The organism is Chitinophaga sp. 10T418, from assembly GCF_056394125.1.
The window spans coordinates 486,677-509,413 of sequence record NZ_JBFTHG010000005.1 but is presented as its reverse complement, the minus strand read 5'-3'; the positions used below and the strand labels follow the sequence as shown (position 1 = coordinate 509,413).

Genomic DNA, 22,737 nt, shown 5'->3' with positions numbered 1-22,737 from the left:
GTCATAAAATGTACTGCGGCTTTAAAGCAGTGATGGGAGCCGTTTACAGGCTAAGGAAAAGATTATCAGGCAGAACTGTGCTACAAGGAAAGCATCCGGGCAAACCGCTTTTTTTATTGACGTAGATCAAAGATTAACAAAAACAGATCAGGCAATTTTGTGGTATGAATCACAATGATATGAACCATGCAGAACATACAGCAGTAATACAGCAGGCAAAGGTGCTTTCCGTTCTGCAGATAGCCGCACATGCCTGGCACCTGAAGTTACAGGGCAGCGACTTTAAACAAATGCAGTACCTCCCCGGATTTACCCTGGATATGTATATCGGTAACCCTTTTGAAGTACGGGAAACGGTGGACCGGAAATATTCCTTCTGGCGTTATGATCCGGTATCGGGCATCGCAGATATCGCCATCTGCACGTTCTCTAACGGGAAAGGAGCCCACTGGATAAAGACATTGAGGGCAAATGATACCGTCTATTTTAAGCCACCCCGGGGTAAATTGCTGGTGGACGAAAACGCCGAACGTTATTTGCTGATTGGAGATATTACGGCGCTATCGCATCTCTATGAAATCAACCGACACCTGCCGGCAGGTAAGCCAGTACACTCGCTTATTTATGCAAAGCAAAAAGAGGATATCTTTCCGGACATAGACTTGCGTTATCCTTTTAAGTACCGGGTAACTGCTCAGGAAGAAATCAGGGCGGCCATATTGCAGCAGCTTCCGGAGAACCTGGAAAACACCGTTGCCTATATTTTAGGCGATCCGGATACTTGTGTATGGCTGCATCATTATCTGAAAGAGGAAAGGAATGTGCCGGTAAGTCATCTTAAGACAAAACCCTTCTGGAAAAATACGTCGGTTATCCATCCGCTGATTCCAGCGTAAACAACTGCCCCACCGTTGTATGGAGAATCTTTGCAATTTTTAAAGCCAGTAATGTAGAAGGAACAAACTTGCCAAGTTCAATGGCGTTAATGGTTTGCCTGGATACCTTCGCTTTTTCAGCCAGGGTTCCCTGCGTTATATTTTGTTTGGCCCGCTCTACTTTAAGGGTGTTTTTCATGAATACTTACTATAGCAGTAGCGAAAAGTTTGGTGTAGAAAATAAAAAAGTGCTTTTACCTCTCTAAAAGTAAAGTAAACTTTATAAAAGACAAAGTAATTAACACTTTATGGAATTTGTTCCAGCATTTTCCGGGCAATTGCTTCTACCGGCAGGTGCTGATTTACAGCCACCGCCACAAACGCTTTCGTAGCCGTATCATAGAGCACAATGGCGCGATAGGTTTCTGTGCCACCACTGTGCCCGATCCAGCTATCAGCAGTGTTATTGATCTCTTTAAAATCAAATAGCATGATCCCTTTACCATAATACGTCCCTTTATCGTACATAGGGTACAAATCACGGAGGCGGTCGTATGTTAGTGAGAGTGTGTTAAGCTGGCCGGTGAGCAATGCACATAACAGCACCACCATATCCTTTGCGTTAGCAACAATGTTGCCGGCACCCAGCGGAATGGAATAGTCGGTGGCCACGATACGGCCGTTTTCATGCGCCAGCGCCAGGTTAGCTGGTAACTCCTGCGGCGACAATGCCCGGAGGGAATTGAGTTGTAAAGGTAATGCCATTCTTTGCTGCACTATTTCCGCATAGGTTTTTCCTTCAATTTTTTCTGCGATCATCGCGAGTAACAGGTAGCCGGTATTGCTATACGACCAATACTGCCCGGGTGGAAACAAATTCTTTTTGGAGATAGCGAGGTCAATTAATTCCTGCGGTGCGTAATAGCGGTGGCTGAAATGAAAAGCACTATCAGCATTAAAACTGTAAATACCACTAGTATGTTCCTGTAGCGCATCTATCGTTATCTTATCTGCATCGGGTATCTGCGGGAACCATTGGGATAGCCGGCTGTTACCGTCCAGTTTCTTTTCCAGGATCAATGCGGTAATGATGGTCGCCGTTATCAGTTTACCTACACTCGCCCAGTAAAACACCGTATGTGCGTCTACTTTATGTTGATCAGGCAGCGAGATAAAGCCGGTATCTATTTGCCAGAGCCCTTTGCCGGGAACCAGCATTGCTGCTGTGATGCCAGGCATGCCGGTACGTGTAAACATCTCCTGCATCTTTTTATGCAAACTGTCATTGAGCGCACCGGAAACAGGCAGGTGAATATCATATTGACCGGCATCCGGTAAGATATCCTCCCGCAGCGGTGCATGTTTAGCGCCGCCCTTGTAGCGTGCCTGTGCGACTGCGTTTTGCAGGTTATTGCCGGCAAGCAGCAGGATTAATATTATCAGGCAATAGTTTTTCATGGACTACATCTCCGTTTTAAATGTCACTTTAATAATTACCGGATTGCCTTTCCTGTTTCTGGCATCCTGGAAGTAGGCTGCGAGGGCAGGAGGATACACCGGTTTTTTATCAGCCGTGGCCTCTTTTTGCTGGAACAATACCAGAGAAGAATAGGAGGTATAAAAAGAAGTACTGTCTGTTGCCAGAAAATTATGATTAGCAAAATCCACGCCGCCCACCCGACTATCTGTTATAAAAAGAAAATGCGTGCGTTCATCCGGTGTGATTTTATCGAGGGCAATTAAATGCTTTGATGCCAGGTTGAAAATATATCCATCATGATGGCTTGAATAGCTACAGGGGCGGAAAAACAGGTTGTTGCCCATTTTAAAGATACCGTCCAGGTTATGATAAAATGCTTTATTGTTTTCTAAGTATGCCACCCGCTTGCCATTCAAGGAAGAATCAGTAAGAAAATCACGCGGGAGCGTATTTGCCATTGGGAACACAAACCGATATACGGGGTAAAAGTTATGGGCACTGAGATAATATACATTGAAATCATAAGGACGAACAAAGTATGCAGCCGTATCATCAGTGGCATAAAAGGTACTGTGGTTGGCGGACAACATATCCCTGCTTTCGAGGAGCGCGTATTTGAAATTATAAGGAAGATGTTTTTGTGATATTCCCTGCTCATCTATGATCGCTACCTGGTAGGCAATGGAATCTTTATTCCTTCTATCAACGTAATAAGAATACCCGGCCATTTTTCCCTTCGCGATATTCAGCATGTCGTAGGCATAGCTGTATGTCTTTATTTTCTTAATGAATTTTCCATCGGTATTAAAACCGACAGCCTCCAGGTCGCCAGCTACCTGGATCAGCTGATTGAATTTATCATAGGAAAAGGAACTCATGTAATAGTTGTTTCTATTGCTTACTGCGCGTGCTTTTATTTTTGCATGGTACTTTCCTGTTTTATCAAAAATCAGGATGGCATTGGTGGATCTATCCAGGATAATATAATATTCCGGTGTTACTACCAGCTGTTCAATGCTGCCGAAAACACTTTCGGGTGTGGATTCCAGGACGGTGAAGGAAACATTTTCTATCAGCTCTGAGGCGTTACCTCCCATAGCGGTAGTGGGATCAATACGAAGGGTGGTTATTTCCTGGGCATAGGTGATGGCAGCAAAAAAGAAAGTGATCACGAATAAGAAAGAAGAACGGCGCATAGCGAACGGGAAAATTTATTGCTTTAAGATATGCAATTAAATGCTGGATTAAATCATGATAAGCTGAAACGGCTCGGTATTCCGGGGGAATGCCGATATGATTTTCTTTTTTATCAATATTTTTTTCGCAACTCGCTCTTTTCCCACTGTGAATGTGGACTTTATCTTTATATTTCAAGTACAGAGCAGGTCATATGCCCGGTCAGCGCGCCATGATGGGTAGCTCAATGCCACGTATTTTTCATGAATAATATTGGCTGTATGTCAAGGGGAGTGCATCTGCTCAGTGATGAAGAACTGAGATCTCTAATGGCGGAAGATAATGAAGCAGCATTTAATTTCCTTGTAGGTAATTTCCTTGCCCTGTGCGTCTTTTCCCTGGTGGGGTACTTTAGTGTGGTTGCTGGTGAAGGTGATGTCTGATCCCCATTTGAAGGCACCTGTCAGGTTTTGTGTTTTAAACGGTACGTGATGCTTCGCTGAGTACACCTTTTGGCATGTATAACCAAACCAGGCTGATACCAACACAGGAAATCACCAATAATAATATTAAACAGAATCCGCAGTATCAATAGTATGAAACAGATCTTCTTCTTTTGTTGTATCATGTTCACCGTTCAACTGGCCGGTGCGCAAACCGTTTTGCATGTCTCTGGAAATGGCAATGACCGCCAGGCCGGCACCGCGGTAAAGCCTTTGAAAACAGTTAACCGGGCAGTAGAACTGGCCATGAAACGGAAAGGAGAACAGGTAAAGGTGTTGTTGCATGGCGGCACCTATTACCTGGAAAAAGAAATCAGCCTGCAGGCCGCCGATATGACCTGCAGCAGTCTTGAGATAAGTGCCTATCAGCAGGAGGAAGTCTTCATCAGTGCCGGCAGGTTATTATCGCTGCAATGGAAGCCCTGGAAAAATGGCATCTATGTGGCAGCAGTGCCCGCAGGTGTTACCTTTGAACGCCTGTATGTAAATGGTCGTTTGCAGGTGCTGGCGCGTTATCCCAATTATGATTCCACCGCAAAAGTATTTCACGGTACTGCCAAAGATGCCCTGGACCATGCCCGCAAATGGCAGCATCCGGAAAATGGGTATGTACATGCACTGCATGCCTCCGACTGGGGCGGTTTTCATTACCGCATCACCGGTAAAAAAGATACCACTCTCACCCTGGAAGGTGGCTGGCAAAATAACCGCCCCAATGGCATGCATCCGGAATATCGTTTTGTAGAAAATAACCCCGAAGAGCTGGATGTTGCCGGTGAATGGTACCTGGATAATAATGCCCGTCAATTGTATTATTATCCTTCGGGAGATGTGCAACTGCCGCAGGCCCGCGTAGAAGTAGCCCGTTTGAAAAACAGCATCGTATTGCGCGGATCTGCCGCTGCTCCGGTAAAAAATGTGACGCTGCGTGGGCTGCATTTCTTACACAATGAACGCACATTTATGGACACCCGGGAGCCGCTGCTGCGCAGCGACTGGACCATCTATCGGGGTGGGGTGGTATTGTTTGATGGTACAGAAAACTGCCACATCACGGATTGCGAGTTTAGTGAAGTAGGTGGCAATGCTATTATGCTGAGCAACTACAATTACCATGATACAATTAGTGGTTGTTATATTCATCACCTGGGCGCCAGCGCCGTTTGTTTTGTGGGAGATGTGAAAGCAGTGCGGTCGCCAAATTTCAGGTATGAAGACTTCACACCTTATGCGCAATTGGATAAAACACCCGGCCCGGCCAGCAATAATTATCCGAGGGAATGTATTGTCACCAACAATCTCATTCACCATGCGGGCGAAATAGAAAAGCAGGCCACCGGCGTGGAGATAGAAATATCTTCCGCCATCACGGTGAGTCATAACAGTATCTATAATACTCCGCGTGCAGGCATCAATATTGGTGATGGCTGTTTTGGCGGTCACCTGCTGGCATACAACGATGTATTTAATACAGTGATGGAAACCGGTGATCATGGCGCCTTTAATTCGTGGGGACGTGACCGTTACTGGGCACCCGACCGCGCTTATATGGACAGTCTCACAGCGGCACATCCGGAGTTGATTCTGCTGGATGCGCAGCAAACCATCACTATCCGGAACAACCGTTTCCGTTGTGACCACGGCTGGGATATAGACCTGGACGATGGTTCCTCCAATTATCATATTTACAACAACGTATGCCTGAATGGCGGACTAAAGCTGAGAGAAGGATTTCACCGGGTAGTAGAGAATAATGTTATGGTCAACAACTCTTTTCATCCGCATGTTTGGTTTAAGCAAAGCGGTGATGTGTTTACACATAATATTGTGACCCGGAAATATTTCCCGATCCAGATCAGTGACTGGGGTAAACAGGTAGACTATAACCTGTTCCCGGATGCAGCCTCTTTGCAGGAAGCGCAACAAAATGGCACTGATGCACATAGCATAGCGGGCGATCCGCAGTTTATCGATGCAGCCCGGGGCAATTACCGCGTGGCGGATAACTCACCGGCTTTGCGTATTGGTTTTCATAATATCGCGATGGATAGCTTTGGTGTGATGCAGCCGGCCCTGCGGAAAATAGCACTGCAACCGGAAATACCGGTATTCTTAAGTCGCAGCAGCAGTGCCACCGCTGGTGCAGAAGGACTCGCATTGCTTGGTGGAAAAGTAAAATCAATTGTGGGACTAGGGGAGCGGTCCGCTTATGGCCTGGCAGATGAATCCGGCGTGTTGGTGCTTAGCACCGGTGAAAACAGTTTGTTGTCATCTTCCGGAATAAAAGTTAAAGATGTTATCATTACCGCAGACGGGAAAAAGGTAAAAACAGCCAGCGACCTGCTGGATATTGTAAAAGCTGCTGCCTGGAAAGATAAAATTCCGGTGATGGTGATGCGTAATCAGCAGCCCCGGGAAATAATGCTCCGGCTGAAATAAATCAGTGACGGTATTACCGTTCAGCTATCTGCATAAAAAAACGTGATGCCATTGGTGTGGTATCACGTTTTTTTTTATTGTCAGGAAAGAAACCGGATGATTTCGTTGGCGATGGTTTCCGGTGCTTCTTTATTTTCAGGTGACAGATGGCTCAGGCCGGGAAGTGTCTGGCATTGTGAGTTAGCGATAGTATTGGCCAATAGCTGATTGGTAGTATGTACAAATTCGGGGCTCTTTTCTCCGGCAATCAACAATATATTGCTGTTAATCTCCTGGTAACGGGAATAGGTACCGCTTAGCTTTTTAATTTCTTTATGCTCATTCAGGTTGGTCACCAGCAATTCATCTATTCCCTGCCAGTGATCACCTCTTATCATTATACGAAGTATGAAGCCGGCGAACCATTTGGGCATCTTGCTCAGTGGTGTATGGCCGGCACCCTGTACAAAGCTGGTGAAGGCTTGTCTGGGCTTTCCTTTTTTCAGGGCTTGTTCGTAGGTATTGATCCATTCCCAGGTGGTAGCGTTATCCTGAGTGGAAACACCGGGTTCGTACAAAACGATGCCTTTGAAGCCGGGATACCTGGTGGCCGTTTCCAGGGTTACCAGGCCGCCAAAGCTATGACCAAATATATAAGGGGCGTGGGTAGCATCCTGCAGGGCTTTTACATCTTCACATTCTTTGCTGATGCTGTAGGAGCTGCCTTGTGCGCCGCTGGCGCCACGTCCGCGGCGGTCGATGATATATACAGTAAAAGCTTTGGCCAGCATAGTGGCAATCCTGGTGTAATCGGCTGATGTGCTGAGTGTGCCGGGTACAATGATGAGACCGGGGCCGTTGCCGCCCTGCTGATAACCAATGGTGGTGCCGTCTGCCGACTGAATGCTGGAATATGTAAACAGGTTCGTAGTCATCGTAATTGTTTTATGATTGAATAATGTTTCAATGATAAAGCAAAAGTGATTTTATTTTTCGAATAAAAAAAATTATTATTGAAAAATATTTCAATAATAAACAGATGCCAAAGCAAAAGGAGCAATTTGAGGAAATGAGACAGTTGACCATCGCCCGGTTAAAAAAATCGGGCCTGGAGCTTTTTTCCAGGAAAGGCCTGGCAGCCACCAATATCAAGGAGATTGCGGGGCATACGGGGATCAGCCTGGGATTAATGTATCATTACTTTTCGTCCAAAGAGGAACTGTACCTGCTGCTGGCTAATGAAGCCATGGATAAATCCCAGGCGCTATTTGACCAGCTGCAGGCACAGGATATCTCTGTAAAAGAAAGGATTACACAGTTTCTTGCAGCATTTATGCAGGGCGTACATAAAGAATCCGGCATTTATTATTTTATCCTGATATCGCAGTTATTTGAAACAGGCAATAAAACGGAAGACCGGAAGCTGATGAGCCGAAAGATGCAATCCATCAGGAACCTTGCTGCCATTGTAAGTGAAGGGCAACAAACCGGTGAATGTGTACCGGGAGATCCATTTGATCTGGCAGTCACCTTTATTTCTGCCACCCAGGGTTTAGCCGGTTTTAAGCTGATGTTCAAAGATAAATTTCACATGCCGGATGCGGCAGTACTCACCCGTATATTGCTGAAAGGATGATGGGGCTATCGCCGTGGCTGATATTGCAACAATACTGTTCCGCTTTTGAATGTTTTGGCCTGGATCAGCTCCAGGTCCAGCTGTGTGGTTAATCCTTTGAAAATGGAGCTGCCACTGCCCAGTGCTACGGGGTCTATCATAAACTCATATGCATCAAATAAGCCCGCAGCAGCAAACTGGGTGAGGATGCTGCCACTGCCCAGCAGGGTCATATCATGCCCGGGAGTTTGTTTCATTTTCCGAACGGCGTCCACGATATCACTTTTTATCAGCCGCGTATTTTTCCATGTGGCTTTGTCCATAGTCCGGGAAAAGACGATCTTATCCGCGTTATTCATGCCGGCAGCCAGTTCCGGGGTATGCGCTAATGCCATAGGAGTAGGCCAGTAACCGGCCATATGCTCATAGGTGATACGTCCGAATAACAGGGTATTGCCGGATTGGAGCATATCGGTGGCAAAATTATTTTCTTCTTCGCCGTGCCGGTGCCAGCTGAGGTCTCCCTTGGCGGGTCCTTCAAAATAACCATCCAGGGTCATGAAGTTGAATACAGTTAACTTTCTCATGAAATTAGCTTTAGTTACTATTATAACAAATGAACCGGCGGGAATAGGACCGCAACCCCAAAAACGTTACCTTCGTGCACATTTTTTTACAATAAGGGATATTATGAAGCTGAACGAACTATTACTGCAAAGGAGTGACAATAAGTGTGAGCTATGCCAGGCCACTGATACATTGAATGTTTATGAAGTGCCTCCCCAATCTTCCAGCGATCAGGATAATTGTATCATGATCTGTGAACAATGTAAATCACAGATTGAAAAGAAAGCGGAACTGAATAGTGAACACTGGCGTTTTTTATCCGACTCTATGTGGAGTGAAATACCGGGTGTGCAAATTGTATCCTGGCGCATGCTCAACCGCTTAAAGCATGAAAGCTGGGCGATGGACAACCTCGATATGATATACCTGAACGATGAAGCATTGGCCTGGGCAAAAGCTACCGGCGATCATGATAATGATGCCGCTGTAGAACTGCACCGGGACTGTAATAATGCCGTGCTGCAAAATGGTGATTCCGTAGTGCTGATCAAATCCCTCGATGTAAAAGGTTCTACCCTGAATGCGAAAATGGGTACTGTGGTAAAGAATATTCGTTTAGTAGAGGATAACACCGAACAAATTGAAGGTAAAATAGAAGGACAACTGATTGTTATTCTTACCAAGTATGTAAGAAAACAGAGCTAACCGACATCGTATAAGTAAGAAGGGCGTCTGCACTACACATTGTACAGACGCCCTTCTTACTTATGGTGGTATATTTTTAAGCCGCCTTAAGATGCTTTTCCACTATCACTACTTTGCTTGCTTGTGCTACAAAGAATGGTTCCAGCACGATTTTCATCCATACAATGGAACAGAAAACTGCTTTTACCGCATAGGGCTCCACATATGTTCTGGCAATCCAGTAAGGCGTAATCAGATCAGTAGAAGAAAAAGAGGTAAATACCAGTGTAAGCACCGCCAGCGTGGTATTTAACCGGGTAGGCGGTTGTGTGAAATACCAGATAGCCACCCCGGTCAATGCAATAATATAAGTAGGCGACTCACCTTTGTGATTGAAAATAACTACCCATATCAGTACAGATGCCAGCATACTCAAATTAAACTTCGTTTCCCTGCTGTATAATATTTTTATAAATGGCAGGATAAAGATGGCTGCTGCAGTGAGCATGAATGTCTGTTTGGAGATGTCCATATTAAACCAGGTATGCCACCAGCCCATTACAGATACACCGTAAGACGCAGAGTAATCATTGGCCAGCAAGTGTGCCCAGCTCTTGTAAAGGAAGGTTAGTTGCTCCGGGGAAATGACCAGCAACGGCATCACGGCAAGCACCAGCGTCCAGAAGGCCGTGTATAAAGCTGCTTTCCAGCGTTGCGGATACAGCAGGAACAACGACAAGGCCACGATGCCAAATATTTTGATATAAATAGTGATTACCAGCAATAAAGCGGCCAGCCAAATTTTCTTGTTCTCCATGCAATGCCATGCGAGGATGAAAAAGCCGGTGATCAGCACGTTGATTTGTGAACTGGTCAGTGCAATCATCATCTCTATGGCGAGGAACAGCAACAGGGTAGATTGTTGTTCTTTTTTCACCGGCAGCTTCCTGATCGCGATCAGAAATACCACTACGTTCATAATGTTCCAGCAAATCAGCGCCGGCACATCCGGCATCCACGCAAAGGCACTCATCCACATGGCGAAAGTAGGACTGTATTTATACAGATCATAATACTCAGCCGGATATAATATATAGAGGTCCTGATTGTGTATCAGGTGCGACCACGCATCTTTGAAGATCAGAAAGTTATTGTAACGGGTCCATTTCTCCATATCCTGAGAAGAATGCCAGGAGTGAAATGATATGCCAACGGCCATCAATAAGAACAGTGTATACAGATATTTCCGAGGAATGCTGCTAACTGCGCGACAGATAGCATCCCAGCGGCCTTTCATGGCTATGCGTTGCATGTTACTCTTTTAAAGTTGTGACAGTTTCAGTTGTAGTTACAATTCTTCGTATTAGGTTGTCAGGCGCAAAACTATATAATTTTTTCTTTATTTGTGAATTATGAAATTGTTTTAAGGAATTAATAGCAAATCGCGGCAGGGCACGCCAGTTGCCCATTTTGCCATTGGTCGACAGGATTTCCCGGTTCAACCGGGAAATCCGTGTATTCATTGCTGTTGTTGCTGTTGTTGTTGCATAATATCTTCCAGATGTCGCTGATAACTATTTTTTTGAGGTTGATGTGATACCGGAACAGGTTTCGCTGCCTGTTTGAGTGGTGTAAGATTGTCGGCTTCAAAATGATCATCATCTGCATAACCAACAGATACGGTCACTTCCAATGTATGTCCGGAGCCGCCGCTGTACACGCCCTTTACGGGGGAGCAATCACTGAAATTTCTACCGACCGCCAGTCGTACGTGATTTTCATTGGCAATGCAGTTATTGGTAGGATCAATGCCCAGCCAGCCATATTCAGGAATATATACCTCTGCCCACGCATGGGTAGCGCCTTCTCCCCGCATTCCGTTTTTATTCGGACAAATATATCCGCTTACATACCGCGCCGGAATTTTTACAAACCGCAACATGGCAGTGAGCACATGCGCAAAATCCTGGCATACACCCGCTTTCAGCTCCAGGATTTCTTCCAGTGTACTATCTACAGTAGTAACGCCCTTGATATATTCAAAATGAGTATACACGTAATCACAGCATCTCACCGCTGTTTGGTAAGGCGTATCGTTTGTTTGTTTTAATTCGAGAGAAGTATCCCGCAGCAGTGCGGCATGATCAAACATTTCCTGCTTGAGGTAATCGATATAGGCCACATCGTATTGGATGTCGTCCAGGAGCTGCCACTGTGCTGCAGGCGGAAGCTCATCTGCGGGCAATGGCCTGGCGGTGGTTTCCACGCAACTTCCTGAAAAAATTTTTAATTCATGATGTGGTTCATGCTGCGTAAAAATGCCCACCTCATTGCCATAATAATCTTTAAATACTTCTATCTCCGGATGATGAGAGATGTTGAGCTCGTGCCGGATAACCTTCTGGTACTCATCTTTAATGGGATACAGGACAATTTGGTTGGCACTGTCGCGCACCGGTGCTTCATAGGTGTAATGTGTGAGGTGTTTTATTTTAAAAACGGGCATATACGATAATAGTTAAGCGTTCGCGAAATAGTATTCATTTAAAAGATTGCCGATGCCATATAATTCACTGCGGATTTTAACAAGATAATTATGGAGGCCTTCTGCTTTCATACTGTTGACGGAACTATACGTGATGGTGCTGTTCAGCCGGCCGATGTTAAAAGACAACTGGTTATAATGATCTATATTCTTATCACTTTTCAGCCGCTCAAAATAGCGGTGAATATTATGTACGGCATACTTGGCGGACCTGGGAAAGTCGTTATTCAGCATCACGAGTTCCAGCACATTTTCTGCTTCGAAACCTTTGCGGTAAGTTTTCAGATATAGTTCGTAACCACCAAGAGATAACAGCAGATGTTGCCAGTAGGAAGTATCGGTGAGCAGATCGGGGTTGTTGGAGATAGAAATGAATTTGATATCGAGGATATCGATCGACTGTATACTTCTTTCGAGGTATTTGCCGATGCTCATAAAGCTCCTGCTTTCGCCACGTTCCATGATGCTGCCGGCCGTGCCATAATAAAGCATGACCTGTTTGATGAGGATGTCGAGTGCGGTAACAGGATCATCTTTTTGTACATACCAGAGCAATTTGGGATCTTTTACGGTATGATAATATTCATTCAGGCATTGCCACAGATCTTTGGCAATATGTTCCTGTACGCTGCGGGCGTTTTCCCGTGCCAGCGTAACCATGTTGATGATAGAGTTGGGATTGTCGCGGTTAAAAAGAAGATATTCCACTACTGAGCGGCTATCGTTTTTAATAGCTGATGTTTCGGCTGTTTCTCCGCCGGAAGAAATCCGGATCACCGGCGTCCAGGTAAATTCCTGGATGGTGTCCTGGGAGGACGCGTAGTTAATTTTCAGCATTCTCAGGATGCCGTCACTGCGTTCTACGTACCTGCTTAACCAATATAAACTGGATGCTACTCTGCTTAACATAGGCGATAGATATAAATTTAAGATGCTAAAACCCAGGTGTCTTTACTGCCACCACCTTGTGAACTGTTTACTACGAGCGAACCTTCTTTCAGCGCTACCCTGGTGAGGCCGCCCGGTACAATAGAGATACCATCGGGGCCTACGAGCGCATAAGGCCTTAAGTCTACCCGCCGTGGTTGCAACATGCCATCCATGTAACAAGGGGCGGTAGACAGGCTGATGGTGGGTTGTGCGATGAAGTTGCGGGGATCTTTGAGTATTTCTTTTTTGTAATTTTCGATATCGGTTTCACTGGCCGCATGCCCCATTAACATGCCATAGCCGCCGCTTTCATTGGTTTTCTTGATCACCATTTTGTGCATGTTCCTGAAAACGTATTCCTTGTGTTCGGGGTTACCTAAACTGTAGGTAGGTACATTTTTCAGCAGGGGATCTTCATTGAGATAATAGCGGATCATGTCCGGCACATAGCTGTATATGGCTTTGTCATCGGCCACACCGTTGCCGGTAGCATTAATGATAGCCACATTGCCTTTGCGGTAGGCACTCATTAAACCGGCTACGCCCAGTATGCTTTTAGGATTGAATACGAGGGGATCAATAAATTCATCATCCACTCTTTTATAAATCACATCTACCTGTTGCAGGCCGGTGGTGGTTTTCATGTACACCTTCTGATCCCTGACTACCAGGTCGCGTCCTTCCACCAGTTCTACCCCCATGAGGCGGGCCAGCGTGGTGTGTTCGTAATAGGCAGAGTTATACATACCCGGACTTAATAACACAATGGTCGGATTGGCTACTGGTCGGGGTGAGAGCGCCAGCAGGTTTTTGTACAGGATCGCCGGATATTCTGTTACACTGCGCACTTTGCACTGGGGGAGCAGATCAGGAAAAAGCCGTTTGGTGATTTCCCGGTTCTCCAGCATATAACTGACGCCGGAAGGGGTTCTGAGATTATCTTCCAGCACATAAAAAGTACCGTCATAATCCCTGATGAGATCTATGCCGGCGATGTGGATGTAAATATCATAGGGTACGTTCAGCTGATGCATTTCCCGTAAGAAGTGAGGGCAGGAGTAGATTAATGAGGCCGGGATCACCTGATCTTTGATGATAAACTGGTTGTTGTATACATCTTTCAAAAAAAGATTTAAAGCCTTTAAACGCTGCTTAATGCCCTTTTCTATAAAAGACCATTCTGCACTGGTGATGATCCGGGGAATGATATCAAAAGGAAAAATCTTTTCTATTCCTTCTCCGCTGTCGTATACCGTAAAGGTGATACCCTGACTCATGAATAGTCGTTTGGCCAGTTCCTCCTTTTTATTCAGATCATTGGCAGATTCATTTTCCAGGTAACCAATGATTTTATGATACTGTTCCCGGAGGTGATTATCAGAAATGTACATTTCATCCCAGGTGTTGGAGACATGCTGATAGCGGTTGAGATTTATAGTATTCATATTTGTAATATTTTATCTATTCCATGATGAAGGGCCGTTTTTTAAATAATATACACAGAATAAATTAAAAATTACATAGATAGTAGGTTTATTTTTGATTTTATGGTGATAAATATGAACATTATTATATTTATTAATATTAATAAAAATTGAAAATAATGAGATTAACATCTTCCAAAAGTTAGCGCTGTTTAATCCCCGATAATTATGTATATTTTGATGCTTTTTGTTTAACGCCCGGACCTGTTTCATCGACGAATTATATCATCAACCGATTTTCATAGTCTTACCCCTGCCGCAGTACTCAATTAACCAATAAAGAATAATTTTCAACATCACTATGTTAAAACTAATCGTCAAACATTTGTTGCCGGCCACGGCCATGTTCACTATTTGTATGCAGCTGTCCGCACAGCAGGGATATAAAATGCAGCCCATCGCCATTCAGTCGAGGTGGGCGAAAGAAGTAACTCCCGAAAATGCGCTGACAGCATATCCCCGCCCTCAGCTGGAACGTAAAGACTGGCAAAACCTCAACGGCCTATGGGAATATGCTATCACCACTGCGGAAGCAAAAGAACCTGCCACGTTCGATGGACAAATACTGGTACCCTTTCCCCTGGAGTCTGCTCTATCCGGCGTAAAGAGAAGTTTACAACCGGAACAACGCCTCTGGTATCGCCGGAAGATCAGCATCACCCCGGCAGCTGGTGAAAGAACCTTGCTGCATTTCGGCGCGGTAGACTGGCAAACCAAAGTATATCTCAATGGCAAAGAAGTAGGAACTCACACCGGCGGCTATACGAACTTTACCATTGATATTACGGCCGCAGCAAAACCAGGGGAAAATACGCTGGTGCTGAAAGTGTATGACCCCTCCGATCGGGGCATTGGCCCTCACGGTAAACAGGTATTGAATCCGGCCGATATTTATTATACCCCCAGCTCCGGCATCTGGCAAACCGTATGGCTGGAAAAAGTACCCACAGATTATATCTCCGGTCTTCATATCACACCGGATATCGATAACGGAATACTGCATGTAACGGTAAATGCACCCGCAGGTTATACCGTAGAAGCAGTAGCCTTAAAAGCAGGAACCGAAGTTGGCAGAATTAAAGGCAACAGCGGCGTAAAGCTGCCGTTGAAAGTACCCGATGCCGCATTATGGTCACCCGCCAGCCCTTTCCTGTACGACTTATCCGTGACTTTGCGGAAGGGAAATAAAACGGTAGACCAGGTGAAAAGTTATTTCGGCATGCGGAAAATTTCCATCGGTAAAGATGCCAAAGGAGTGGATCGCATCCTGCTTAATAACAAACCTTACTTCAACCTGGGCACGCTGGATCAGGGCTTCTGGCCTGATGGTTTATATACTGCGCCCACCGACGAGGCGTTGTCGTTCGACATCAAAGTGATCAAAGCCATGGGCTTTAATACCATCCGCAAACATATTAAAGTGGAGCCGGCAAGATGGTACTACTGGGCAGATAAACTGGGCATACTGGTATGGCAGGACATGGTGAGTCCTAATCATAGTTTGCCGGAAGGCGCCAAAGCCGCCTTTGAACAACAATGCAAAGAAACACTGGCACAACTACAAAACTATCCCAGCATCACTACCTGGGTGCTGTTTAACGAAAAGTGGGGACAATTTGATCAGCAACGACTAACGGAGTGGATTAAACGTACAGATCCCTCCAGGTTGGTGAACGGACACTCCGGAGAATATCTCTATGTAAATGATAAACTGCGCAGCCCTAGTCCCAATGCTTATATCAGTGCAGACCTGACTGATGTACACAGTTATCCCAACCCTATGAATGCGATCCGGATGCCAGGCAAAGCACAGGTGCTGGGCGAGTTTGGCGGCATCGGCGTATTTATTCCGGATCATCAGTGGAACGTGAGCAGCGCCTGGGGATACATCCTGGAAAAGCCCGGTGCACTCAAAGCGAAATATGCCATCATGAATCAGCACCTGCAACTCCTGCAGCGACAGGGCTTATCTGCCAGCATCTATACCCAGCCATTTGATGTGGAAGGAGAACAGAACGGATTACTTACCTATGATCGCCAGGTAGTGAAAATTCCTTTCGCTGAAATAAGGAAAATACATGCAGCGCTGAATCCTGATATTGGTCCTGTTCCGGAAGTTACCGCTGCAGATGCAGATATCACAGAACCCGCGGCCTTGTACAGCGCTGTACTACAGGAATATATTGATGGAAAAAGAGAACCGGAGTTTTTACGGAAGATGGCGATGATGGCCGTACAGGCCGGCGATAAGGAAGGCGCCGCCATGGCAGGTGCTGATTATTTTGCGATGATGAAGCAGCCATATTCTGAAGAAGATCTCCGTTATGTGATGCAGGTAACCGGCAGCACCAGGGATACCGGATTCACCATTATCCGTAATAATGTGGATGCTATCGATAAAGCCATGGGGGCCCGGCAAGCCGCCGTGAAAATGATGAACCTGATTTACCAGGATCTCATTGCACCAGCGGTGCCGGATGGTGGCGCTAACCCAGACTGGTCAGCCATCTATGCCAACGTAAAACCTTATGGCGCCCCCGGCGAAGAAATATTTCTGCGGGCAAAAACTATTTACCTGTTGAATAAACAGGATAAAGCAGGGTTTATACCAGTGGCAAAAGAGTACCTGGATAAGTATGGTCAGTTTGTGAAACTGTCTGAAAAAAAGAAGATAGAGGCGTTTATGAACTAAAGATAGTACCAAAATAAAAACGGCGGAATATTTCATGCGCATGAAATATTCCGCCGTTTTTATTTTGGTACTATTATTTCCCTGTACCCATCCACTGCAGGGCATCCAGGATTAACTTATTCTGTGTTTCATTCGCAAAGGTGAACGATAATTCCTTATTGGTGTGGTGTTCATAATCGATATCATTATGCCCCATATTCAGGTAAAGCATTTTGTATTTTTTATTGGTCCATACCACGGGATAGTAACCACTATGCCATATTTCGTATAGCTTAGGACCGGTGCCCAGCGGGAAGCTGCTGGAATCTATCGAGAGCAGTATGCGGATGTCCKGATTTTTTCGCAGGTCGTTGCTCCAGCGGTACCATTCATTTGGAGCAGCCGAAAAGGTATCCGGTAAATTCCTGGTGGCCGGATGCTGATGATCTTCTACCCGCAATACGGCGGAAGTGGGCCGCCACGTGTTGCTGCCATAGGAGCCGGAGCCGAGAAAGGTGTTGTGATACCAGTCCCAGTTTTGCGGAAAGTCGGAAGGGGTAAGGGCAAAGGCAGAGAAATGGAATCCTATCCAGCCACCGCCTTTTTCCATATATTCCTGGAATGCTTTCCGTTGTGCCGGATCATCCGGACGGGTATCCAGGAAAATTACTACCTGGTAATCAGACAGAAATGCCGGGTTGAGATTTTTCCAGTCGTTGGTGGAGTCGTAACTGAAATGATATTGCGCCGCCATTTTGGGAAACCAGGCATTGGCTTCATGTACAAAACTGATATGTGCCTGGTCATTTTTAGCCGTATAGAAGGCAATTACTTTGAATTTGGGGGGATGCTCCTGGGCATAGCTTATGGCGCTGCCAATCAGGCTTAAAATAAGCAGGAGGAGGCCTTTGTGGAATCTTAGCTTCATAAAATGAGTAAATGAATAACAAAATAACTCATTTAGGGAGAATATTCTTTTTTTTCGTGCAAGGGTATTCGTTAGTGCATGCCCAGCAGGTCCCTGACTATTTTAACCCGGTTGCTGGCTGTTTTGGTAGGGTCATAAGCCAGGTAAAGGGTGTTGAGTGCCGGTACAATACCTTTCCAGACTTCCTTCAACTCCCTGTTTTTAATACTTTCTCTTACCATATAATCGGCCGTGATGGCTACGCCTTTTCCATGACGGATAGCTTCGAGAATGATGCCGCTGTCCGGTATGGTGAATTGTGGTTTTAAAGCGGGTCTTTTTCTGAAGTTTTCCCGCCAGAACCGCCGTATCACCGGCAGATCGCTGCTGTAGGCAAACCACTGCTGTTCGAGGAGCCATGCTTCCGCAAGGGCCATTTCTTTTTTCTTCAGGAAGTTTTTAAACGGCCGCACATCCAGGTCAGGATGAGATACTACCAGGAAGTGTTCTGTAACGATGGGTTCGTAAGTAATATTTTTCTCCTCAATTAATTGCGTGGCAATCACGAAGTCGAGGTCATTTTTTTGCAGCCGGCTGATCAGATCTTTCGTAAGACCAAATTCAACAATAAAGTTCGCCGGTGCGCTGCTGATACGTCTGGCTACTTCCGCCTGGAAGTATTCTTTTACTGTGCCGATATGTATGTTGGGCAGCTGTTTGGTCATACAGAGGTGCCGGAATTCTGACTCTACATTTTCCAGTTTCTCTAATGGTTCTACTACCTGGGTGTAAAACTGTTTACCATAATCGGTAGGTATTATTTTAGGTTTGCGCTCAAAGAGTTGTTTCCCGATATGCGCCTCCAATGCCGACAGGTGCTGGCTCACATTGGGCTGCGAAATAAACAGCAGTTTTGCTGCTGCTGTCAGCGATCCTGTTTGATAAACCGCTTTAAATGTCCTGTACCATTCCAGATTAACCATCCTGCAAGTTATAAATATTTTTATGAGCTTTCATAAATCATATTATTTTCTTTATATGATAAGGAGTGGCACATTTGCATAGAAAAGAAAGGCAGGCATTATTCATAAAACGGTCAATGAAAAAAATAGCATACATAGGAAGTCTCGGGCTTATCGGCATTATTACAACTGAATTTGGTGTCATTGGTATTTTACCGCAGGTAGCGGAATATTATCATATCAGCATAGAGAAAGCAGGGACGCTGCTCAGTGCATTTGCACTCGTCATCGCATTGGCTGGACCATTGATGACGCTCTGGTTATCCGGCTATAACCGTAAAACGGTGATGGTGATCAGCATTGCGATGTTCCTGATCACGGGCGTGGTATCCTCTTTGTCGCCACCGTTCTGGCTACTGCTACTGGTGCGGGTATTACCGGCATTTTTGCAGCCGGTATTTATTTCTACCGCCATTACTGCCGCTATAGCGGCGGCAGATAAAAAGGACGAGCATAAAATGATGGCCATTGTGATGGCGGGCATCGGCATGGCTACGGTGACGACTATCCCGTTGGCTACTTATATCGCGGGTATCTTCGGTAAGTGGCAGTTGTCGTTTGTGGTACAAACTGTGATCAGTGCGCTGGCGTTGATGGCCATGCTCACCGCATTGCCTTCTATGCCGGTAACAGAAAAGAAATCTTACGGTGCACAATTGAAGATACTCACCAGGCCGGCTTTTCTGGCCAGCGCTATCATGGTTTCCTGTATGATAGCGGCGATGTTTACCACCTACAGCTATTTTGCAGACTACCTGGGAAAGGTGAACAACATGTCGCCCGACACGATCAGCATAATGCTGTTGTTATTCGGTGCTGCCGGACTGCCCGGTAACTATGTGGCCGGTAAACTGCTGGGACGCAGCGTTACGGGTGCTACGGGTATTTTCCTGGCAGGTATCACGCTCATTTCTGTTGGCATTTATTTTTCTCCACAGCTGGCAGTGCCATTGGTGATGGTATGGGGATTTTTACATACGCCCTGTTTTCTTACCGGTGGCGCCTATATGATTGCTGCAGCACCGGAAGCGCCGGGATTTGCCAATAGTCTCGCTATTTCATTCGGTAACCTGGGCGTTTCTCTGGGCACTGCTATCAGTGGATGGGTCATTTCTTCCTATGGTATACACAGCGCTCCCTGGGCCATGCTGATATTAGGAACCGCAGCTTTGGGAATGTTGCTGGTGAAGGAAGTGCTGGAAGCGAGAGAAAAACGGTATGCATTAAAGGCCGTTCCGGTGGAGGCATAACCCCAAATCTACATTTGTCGCAAGTGCCCCTTTAGAATGTCGCTTTTGCACCTTAGATATAAGCAGAAGGGCCGGTATCTTTGTAAGGAAATAAAACCTTATTAAACTTAAAAGTACCGTTATGCAAAAGATCACACCGTCGCTATGGTTCAACAACAACGCCGAGGAAGCGATTAATTTTTATGCTTCTATTTTTAAGAAGTCCAGGGTGCTGAATAAATCCTATTATGGAGAAGGAGCCCCTATGCCCAAAGGGACTTTACTGGTGGCCACTTTTGAATTAGACGGACAACAATTTACAGCGATGAATGCGGGTCCTATGTTTCCTTTTACAGAAGCGATTTCCCTGACCGTATATTGTGACACCCAGGAGGAGATTGATTATTATTGGAGCAAACTCACCGCTGATGGTGGACAGGAAAGTCAATGCGGCTGGCTGAAAGATAAATTTGGCTTGTCCTGGCAGATTACGCCTTCCATTCTCCCCAAACTGATATCCGATAATGACACCGCGAAAGCCGGCAGAGTGTTCGCAGAAGTGATGAAAATGGGTAAACTGGATATTGCGACACTGGAAAAGGCGGCCAACAACTAATCATCGCTATTGCCGGGAATTACCTTCAAAATTGATGAGCCAGTGATGACCAAACTGATCTGTCAGCGCACCAAATAATGCTCCCCAGAAGGTACTTTCCAATGGATGTGTGGCGACACCGTTTTTAGATAGTTTGTCATAAAACGTCCTTGCTTCGGCTTCACTGTTACAGTTCAGAAATAGAGAAACGGTATTACCGGCAGTAAGTCCCATTTCGGGCACCATATCGGAGCCGGTAAGTACCAGGGGGCCTTTGGTAAGACTGGAATGTAAAATGAACGGTTTCATAAATGCAGGGATACCAACAGACATAGGGGATTCTCCGATAGTTTGAAGGGTTAATTCTCCACCCAGGCATTCCTTATAAAAAGTCATTGCCTCCCGGCAGTTGCCGTTAAAAGTAAGGTAGGTATGGATGATTGTCATTGCAGCCGGTTTTGAGAGTGAAAAATATATTACAAAAATCGTAAGGTACTGGCACAATGACGGGGGGAGATAGCGACAATTCGTAGGTTAATTGCGGCATAAATTACTTTATATTCACTGTTATGATACATATCTCCATACTGGTTCCGCTCGGGCATACCAGCGTTGTTAATATCGAAGGCAGTTATCAGATCTTCTCCGAACTGAACAGCTTCCTGGCCGAGAAGGGAAGGGCGCCCATATTCCAGGTGCAGCTGGTAGGACTGAGCCGGGTGGTTAGTCAGCCCAACCGGTTATTTACCATCTCTCCGGATGTATTGGTAAAAGATGTAAAGAAAACAGATCTTATCATCGTACCCGCCATTCATGGAGATCAGGCGCAGGCAGCCAAAGAGAATAAAGCATTTATTCCCTGGATGATAGCACAACACGCGAAAGGTGCTGCTATCGCCAGTCTTTGTCTGGGCGCATTTTTCCTGGCCGCCACCGGGCTGCTGGATGGCAAGGCCTGTGCTACACACTGGAAAATGGCCAAACAGTTCAGGGAAATGTTCCCGGCTGTGCACCTGATGGATGACAGAGTGATCACTGAAGAAGATGGCATCTACACCAGCGGTGGCGCCTATTCTTATCTTAACCTGATTGTGTACCTGGTAGAGAAATATGCCGGCAGAGACATTGCTATCATGGCTGCAAAGGGGTATGAAATCGACCTGGACAGGCAAAGCCAGTCTCCCTTTATCATCTTCGAAGGACAAAAGACACATAACGATGAGCCCATCCTGAAAGCACAGGAATTTATTGAAGCCAGTTACCAGGATAAAATCACTGTGGAACAATTATCTGATCTGACTGCCATCGGCAGAAGAACATTTGAAAGAAGATTCAAAAAATCAACCGGTAATACGGTGGTCGAGTATATTCAGCGGATTAAAATTGAAGCAGCAAAAAGGGATTTTGAAACCAGCAACAAAAATATCAATGAAGTAATTTACGATGTAGGTTATGTGGACACCAAAGCATTCAGAACGGTGTTCAAAAAAGTAACCGGGCTAACACCGCTGGAGTACCGAAATAAATACAATAAACAAACCTCTAATTTTGTAAATGCGTAGCTATGGAAAAGTTAACATTCAAAACATCGATCAATGCTCCCCGTAACAAAGTATGGGAAGTGCTCTGGGGCAACGAAAGCTATCCTGCCTGGACCGCCGTTTTTGCAGAAGGCTCCAAAATGGAAACAGACTGGCAGGTAGGTGGCCGGACATTGTTTGTAGATGGAAGTAATGATGGCATGGTATCTACCATTGCAGCCAAAGTACCCAATGAATACCTGTCGTTCAAACACCTGGGCTATATTAAAGGCGGCGTAGAAGACCTTACCAGCGAAAAAGTAAAAGACTGGGCCGGTGCTACCGAAAACTACACGCTCACAGAAGCAGGTGGTGAAACATCTTTACTGGTGGAAGTGGAAACGGAAGAAGCGTATAAAGACTTCTTTTTTACGACCTTCCCAAAAGCGCTGGATAAAGTAAAGGAACTGGCAGAAAAGGGATAACTATTCCCCGCCGCTTATCATGATCTGTTTT

Annotated in this window: 22 protein-coding genes; 9 read left to right on the top strand and 13 right to left on the bottom strand. The window is 45.6% G+C overall.

Annotated elements, in window-relative coordinates; all coding sequences use genetic code 11:
- Positions 1–164 precede the first annotated feature (164 nt).
- On the top strand, positions 165–896 hold the full coding sequence (locus AC1DCV_RS17315; protein ID WP_477024314.1) for a siderophore-interacting protein: 732 nt from the start codon (positions 165–167) through the stop codon (positions 894–896).
- Here the strand turns inward: AC1DCV_RS17315 and AC1DCV_RS17310 are convergent.
- From AC1DCV_RS17310 to AC1DCV_RS17295, 4 genes are all read right to left on the bottom strand, one after another.
- Positions 871–1,074 carry a helix-turn-helix transcriptional regulator gene (locus AC1DCV_RS17310; RefSeq protein WP_477024313.1) on the bottom strand — a complete coding sequence of 68 codons (204 nt, stop codon included), beginning with the start codon at positions 1,072–1,074 and terminating at the stop codon, positions 871–873. The genes AC1DCV_RS17315 and AC1DCV_RS17310 overlap by 26 nt on opposite strands.
- Before the next feature lie 107 nt (positions 1,075–1,181).
- Entirely contained in the window at positions 1,182–2,333 is a 1,152-nt protein-coding gene (locus AC1DCV_RS17305) for a serine hydrolase domain-containing protein (RefSeq protein WP_477024312.1), read from the bottom strand.
- Between the two features lie 3 nt (positions 2,334–2,336).
- Complete coding sequence (locus AC1DCV_RS17300) at positions 2,337–3,551, bottom strand: 6-bladed beta-propeller (protein WP_477024311.1); 1,215 nt, start codon at positions 3,549–3,551, stop codon at positions 2,337–2,339.
- A gap of 306 nt (positions 3,552–3,857) precedes the next feature.
- On the bottom strand, positions 3,858–4,040 hold the full coding sequence (locus AC1DCV_RS17295; RefSeq protein ID WP_477024310.1) for a hypothetical protein: 183 nt from the start codon (positions 4,038–4,040) through the stop codon (positions 3,858–3,860).
- Positions 4,041–4,127: 87 nt separating this feature from the next.
- Here AC1DCV_RS17295 and AC1DCV_RS17290 point away from each other — a divergent pair, with 87 nt between their 5' ends.
- The gene (locus AC1DCV_RS17290) at positions 4,128–6,473 is read left to right on the top strand and encodes a right-handed parallel beta-helix repeat-containing protein (RefSeq protein WP_477024309.1); all 2,346 of its coding nucleotides are present in this window, start codon (positions 4,128–4,130) and stop codon (positions 6,471–6,473) included.
- 80 nt (positions 6,474–6,553) lie between these two features.
- Here the strand turns inward: AC1DCV_RS17290 and AC1DCV_RS17285 are convergent, their stop codons facing one another.
- Entirely contained in the window at positions 6,554–7,387 is an 834-nt protein-coding gene (locus AC1DCV_RS17285; protein WP_477024308.1) for an alpha/beta fold hydrolase, read from the bottom strand.
- 104 nt (positions 7,388–7,491) lie between these two features.
- Here AC1DCV_RS17285 and AC1DCV_RS17280 point away from each other — a divergent pair, with 104 nt between their 5' ends.
- Positions 7,492–8,088 (top strand): TetR/AcrR family transcriptional regulator, encoded by a 597-nt coding sequence (locus AC1DCV_RS17280; protein WP_477024307.1) that lies wholly within the window; start codon positions 7,492–7,494, stop codon positions 8,086–8,088.
- A gap of 5 nt (positions 8,089–8,093) precedes the next feature.
- On the opposite strand, the gene AC1DCV_RS17275 is transcribed toward AC1DCV_RS17280, so the two are convergent.
- Complete coding sequence (locus AC1DCV_RS17275) at positions 8,094–8,654, bottom strand: dihydrofolate reductase family protein (RefSeq protein WP_477024306.1); 561 nt, start codon at positions 8,652–8,654, stop codon at positions 8,094–8,096.
- Positions 8,655–8,757: 103 nt separating this feature from the next.
- Between AC1DCV_RS17275 and AC1DCV_RS17270 the strand changes: the two genes are divergently transcribed.
- Entirely contained in the window at positions 8,758–9,339 is a 582-nt protein-coding gene (locus tag AC1DCV_RS17270) for a PhnA domain-containing protein (protein ID WP_477024305.1), read from the top strand.
- 76 nt (positions 9,340–9,415) lie between these two features.
- Here AC1DCV_RS17270 and AC1DCV_RS17265 read toward each other — a convergent pair whose 3' ends face one another.
- The 4 genes from AC1DCV_RS17265 to AC1DCV_RS17250 all read right to left on the bottom strand — a co-directional run bounded on the left by AC1DCV_RS17265 (position 9,416) and on the right by AC1DCV_RS17250 (position 14,238).
- Positions 9,416–10,630 carry a glycosyltransferase family 87 protein gene (locus AC1DCV_RS17265; protein ID WP_477024304.1) on the bottom strand — a complete coding sequence of 405 codons (1,215 nt, stop codon included), beginning with the start codon at positions 10,628–10,630 and terminating at the stop codon, positions 9,416–9,418.
- A 207-nt stretch (positions 10,631–10,837) separates the two neighbouring features.
- Positions 10,838–11,824, bottom strand: a complete 987-nt coding sequence (locus tag AC1DCV_RS17260; RefSeq protein WP_477024303.1) for a transglutaminase family protein — start codon at positions 11,822–11,824, stop codon at positions 10,838–10,840.
- Between the two features lie 12 nt (positions 11,825–11,836).
- On the bottom strand, positions 11,837–12,772 hold the full coding sequence (locus AC1DCV_RS17255) for an alpha-E domain-containing protein (RefSeq protein WP_477024302.1): 936 nt from the start codon (positions 12,770–12,772) through the stop codon (positions 11,837–11,839).
- 17 nt (positions 12,773–12,789) lie between these two features.
- Positions 12,790–14,238 (bottom strand): circularly permuted type 2 ATP-grasp protein, encoded by a 1,449-nt coding sequence (locus AC1DCV_RS17250; protein ID WP_477024301.1) that lies wholly within the window; start codon positions 14,236–14,238, stop codon positions 12,790–12,792.
- Positions 14,239–14,578: 340 nt separating this feature from the next.
- Between AC1DCV_RS17250 and AC1DCV_RS17245 the strand changes: the two genes are divergently transcribed.
- Positions 14,579–16,969, top strand: coding sequence for a glycoside hydrolase family 2 protein (locus tag AC1DCV_RS17245; protein ID WP_477024300.1), 2,391 nt, complete (start codon positions 14,579–14,581; stop codon positions 16,967–16,969).
- Positions 16,970–17,042: 73 nt separating this feature from the next.
- Here the strand turns inward: AC1DCV_RS17245 and AC1DCV_RS17240 are convergent, their stop codons facing one another.
- Complete coding sequence (locus tag AC1DCV_RS17240) at positions 17,043–17,876, bottom strand: ThuA domain-containing protein (RefSeq protein WP_477024299.1); 834 nt, start codon at positions 17,874–17,876, stop codon at positions 17,043–17,045.
- 71 nt (positions 17,877–17,947) lie between these two features.
- Positions 17,948–18,838 (bottom strand): LysR family transcriptional regulator, encoded by an 891-nt coding sequence (locus tag AC1DCV_RS17235; protein WP_477024298.1) that lies wholly within the window; start codon positions 18,836–18,838, stop codon positions 17,948–17,950.
- 116 nt (positions 18,839–18,954) lie between these two features.
- Here AC1DCV_RS17235 and AC1DCV_RS17230 point away from each other — a divergent pair, with 116 nt between their 5' ends.
- Both AC1DCV_RS17230 and AC1DCV_RS17225 read left to right on the top strand, forming a co-directional pair.
- Complete coding sequence (locus tag AC1DCV_RS17230; RefSeq protein ID WP_477024297.1) at positions 18,955–20,127, top strand: MFS transporter; 1,173 nt, start codon at positions 18,955–18,957, stop codon at positions 20,125–20,127.
- A gap of 121 nt (positions 20,128–20,248) precedes the next feature.
- Entirely contained in the window at positions 20,249–20,722 is a 474-nt protein-coding gene (locus AC1DCV_RS17225; RefSeq protein ID WP_477024296.1) for a VOC family protein, read from the top strand.
- A gap of 6 nt (positions 20,723–20,728) precedes the next feature.
- Here the strand turns inward: AC1DCV_RS17225 and AC1DCV_RS17220 are convergent, their stop codons facing one another.
- Positions 20,729–21,148: a VOC family protein gene (locus tag AC1DCV_RS17220; RefSeq protein ID WP_477024295.1), complete on the bottom strand. Its 420-nt coding sequence runs from the start codon at positions 21,146–21,148 to the stop codon at positions 20,729–20,731.
- Positions 21,149–21,270: 122 nt separating this feature from the next.
- Between AC1DCV_RS17220 and AC1DCV_RS17215 the strand changes: the two genes are divergently transcribed.
- Together AC1DCV_RS17215 and AC1DCV_RS17210 are read left to right on the top strand one after the other, a co-directional pair.
- Entirely contained in the window at positions 21,271–22,263 is a 993-nt protein-coding gene (locus AC1DCV_RS17215; RefSeq protein WP_477024294.1) for a GlxA family transcriptional regulator, read from the top strand.
- Between the two features lie 2 nt (positions 22,264–22,265).
- On the top strand, positions 22,266–22,706 hold the full coding sequence (locus AC1DCV_RS17210; protein WP_477024293.1) for an SRPBCC family protein: 441 nt from the start codon (positions 22,266–22,268) through the stop codon (positions 22,704–22,706).
- Positions 22,707–22,737 lie beyond the last annotated feature (31 nt).

Coding starts and splice junctions, on each gene's coding strand:
- AC1DCV_RS17285 (WP_477024308.1), bottom strand. CDS start 7,387: ATGACTACGAACCTGTTTACATATTCCAGCATTCAGTCGGCAGACGGC.
- AC1DCV_RS17280 (WP_477024307.1), top strand. CDS start 7,492: ATGCCAAAGCAAAAGGAGCAATTTGAGGAAATGAGACAGTTGACCATC.
- AC1DCV_RS17220 (WP_477024295.1), bottom strand. CDS start 21,148: ATGACAATCATCCATACCTACCTTACTTTTAACGGCAACTGCCGGGAG.
- AC1DCV_RS17235 (WP_477024298.1), bottom strand. CDS start 18,838: ATGGTTAATCTGGAATGGTACAGGACATTTAAAGCGGTTTATCAAACA.
- AC1DCV_RS17275 (WP_477024306.1), bottom strand. CDS start 8,654: ATGAGAAAGTTAACTGTATTCAACTTCATGACCCTGGATGGTTATTTT.
- AC1DCV_RS17210 (WP_477024293.1), top strand. CDS start 22,266: ATGGAAAAGTTAACATTCAAAACATCGATCAATGCTCCCCGTAACAAA.
- AC1DCV_RS17230 (WP_477024297.1), top strand. CDS start 18,955: ATGAAAAAAATAGCATACATAGGAAGTCTCGGGCTTATCGGCATTATT.
- AC1DCV_RS17310 (WP_477024313.1), bottom strand. CDS start 1,074: ATGAAAAACACCCTTAAAGTAGAGCGGGCCAAACAAAATATAACGCAG.
- AC1DCV_RS17255 (WP_477024302.1), bottom strand. CDS start 12,772: ATGTTAAGCAGAGTAGCATCCAGTTTATATTGGTTAAGCAGGTACGTA.
- AC1DCV_RS17250 (WP_477024301.1), bottom strand. CDS start 14,238: ATGAATACTATAAATCTCAACCGCTATCAGCATGTCTCCAACACCTGG.
- AC1DCV_RS17215 (WP_477024294.1), top strand. CDS start 21,271: ATGATACATATCTCCATACTGGTTCCGCTCGGGCATACCAGCGTTGTT.
- AC1DCV_RS17290 (WP_477024309.1), top strand. CDS start 4,128: ATGAAACAGATCTTCTTCTTTTGTTGTATCATGTTCACCGTTCAACTG.
- AC1DCV_RS17260 (WP_477024303.1), bottom strand. CDS start 11,824: ATGCCCGTTTTTAAAATAAAACACCTCACACATTACACCTATGAAGCA.
- AC1DCV_RS17225 (WP_477024296.1), top strand. CDS start 20,249: ATGCAAAAGATCACACCGTCGCTATGGTTCAACAACAACGCCGAGGAA.
- AC1DCV_RS17245 (WP_477024300.1), top strand. CDS start 14,579: ATGTTAAAACTAATCGTCAAACATTTGTTGCCGGCCACGGCCATGTTC.
- AC1DCV_RS17270 (WP_477024305.1), top strand. CDS start 8,758: ATGAAGCTGAACGAACTATTACTGCAAAGGAGTGACAATAAGTGTGAG.
- AC1DCV_RS17265 (WP_477024304.1), bottom strand. CDS start 10,630: ATGCAACGCATAGCCATGAAAGGCCGCTGGGATGCTATCTGTCGCGCA.
- AC1DCV_RS17300 (WP_477024311.1), bottom strand. CDS start 3,551: ATGCGCCGTTCTTCTTTCTTATTCGTGATCACTTTCTTTTTTGCTGCC.
- AC1DCV_RS17315 (WP_477024314.1), top strand. CDS start 165: ATGAATCACAATGATATGAACCATGCAGAACATACAGCAGTAATACAG.
- AC1DCV_RS17305 (WP_477024312.1), bottom strand. CDS start 2,333: ATGAAAAACTATTGCCTGATAATATTAATCCTGCTGCTTGCCGGCAAT.